This window comes from Halomonas sp. 11-S5 (assembly GCF_029889825.1).
Taxonomy (GTDB): domain Bacteria; phylum Pseudomonadota; class Gammaproteobacteria; order Pseudomonadales; family Halomonadaceae; genus Halomonas.
Genome location: NZ_JARANW010000053.1, coordinates 1 through 1629, shown reverse-complemented (window position 1 = coordinate 1629; position 1629 = coordinate 1). Strand labels below are relative to the sequence as shown.

At 66.5% G+C, this 1629-nt stretch carries 1 protein-coding gene; it reads right to left on the bottom strand.

The window, feature by feature from the left end; all coding sequences use genetic code 11:
* Positions 1-1626, bottom strand: a 1626-nt coding sequence (pgi, locus tag OP497_RS17425) for a glucose-6-phosphate isomerase (protein WP_280550766.1), incomplete at its 3' end; no start/stop codon positions are given.
* Between the last annotated feature and the right edge of the window lie 3 nt (positions 1627-1629).

The window sequence follows — 1629 nt, the reverse complement described above, 5'->3', positions numbered from 1 at the left end:
GCCCTTGGCAGCCGATTCGCCGCCGCGGGGGAAGTGATCGCGCACCAGCGCCAGCAGGCCCTGGGTGGAGGCATCGAAGTCCTGGCTGTGGGCATCGATGCGCTCGCTGATCTCGCCGGCGATGCGCTTGCCCAGCTGTACGCCCCACTGGTCGAAGGAGTTGATGTTCCAGATCACCCCCTGGACGAACACCTTGTGCTCGTAGAGCGCGATCAACGCGCCGAGGTTCCTGGGCGTCATTTCGTCGAGCAGCAGCACGCTGGAGGGACGGTTGCCCGGGCAGCTGTAGGGGTCGGGCCGGCTGCCGCCTTCTGCTTCGCCCTTGAGGCTGCCCTCCATGAAGGCGTTGGCCTGGGCCAGCATGTTGGTGAGCAGCGCGAAGTGGTGCTCCTCCATGCCCGGCTCGGGCTTGAGCGAGGCGATGAAGTCGAGGGGCACGTAGCGGGTGCCCTGGTGAAGCAGCTGGAAGAAGGCGTGCTGGCCGTTGGAACCGGTCTGGCCCCAGACGATGGGCCCGGTCTTGTAGTCCACCGGGTGGCCGAAGATGTCCACCGACTTGCCGTTGGACTCCATGTCGAGCTGCTGCAGGAAGGCCGGCAGCTGATGCAGCGCCTGGTCGTAGGGCACGATGGCCTGGGTCTCGGCGCCCTGGAAGTTGATGTGCCAGATGCCGATCAGCGCCATCAGCACCGGCATGTTCTCGGCGAAGGGCGCGGAGAGGAAGTGCCGGTCCATCTCGTAGGCGCCCTCGAGCAGCTCCATGAAGCCCTCGAAGCCGATGGACAGCGCGATGGGCAGGCCGATGGAGGACCACATCGAGTAGCGCCCGCCGACCCAGGCCCAGAACTCGAAGACGTTCTCCTCGCGGATGCCGAAGGCCATGGCCGCCGCCTTGTTGGTGGAGGCGGCGATGAAGTGCGCCCCCACGTCGGCGTCCGGGCCGGCGTTGTCCAGGAACCAGCGGCGCGCGGTATGGGCGTTGAGCAGCGTCTCCTGGGTGGAGAAGGTCTTGGTGGAGACGATGAACAGGGTGGTGGCCGGGTCGAGGCGGCTGAGCACCTTCTGGATATGCGCGCCGTCGACGTTGGAGACGAAGTGAAAGCTGAGCTCGGGGTGACGGTACTTGAGCAGCGCCCGGCAGGCCATGTTGGGGCCGAGATCCGAGCCGCCGATGCCGATGTTGACCACATCGGTGATGCGCTGGCCGCTGTAACCCGTCCACTCGCCGCTGCGCACCGCCTCGGAGAAGACGCGAATCTGCTCACGGGTGCGCTGGATCTCCGGCATCACGTCCTGGCCGTCGACCTTGAGCGGCCCCTTGCCGAGGTTGCGCAGGGCGGTATGGAGAACGGGGCGGTTCTCGGTGACGTTGATGATGTCGCCGGAGAACATCTGGGCGCGGCGCTGGACCAGCGCCGAGTGCTCGGCAAGCTCGATCAGCTTGGCCAGTACCGCCTCGGAGACCGGCTGCTTGGAGTAGTCGAGGAAGAGCCCGCCGACGCGCAGGCTCATCGTCTCGAAGCGCTTAGGGTCGGCGGCGAAGTAATCGCGGATGCGGTCGTTGGCGGTGGTCTCCTGCAGGCCCTTGAGGGCCTGCCAGGTGACGCTGCGGGTGAGCTGGAACATGGT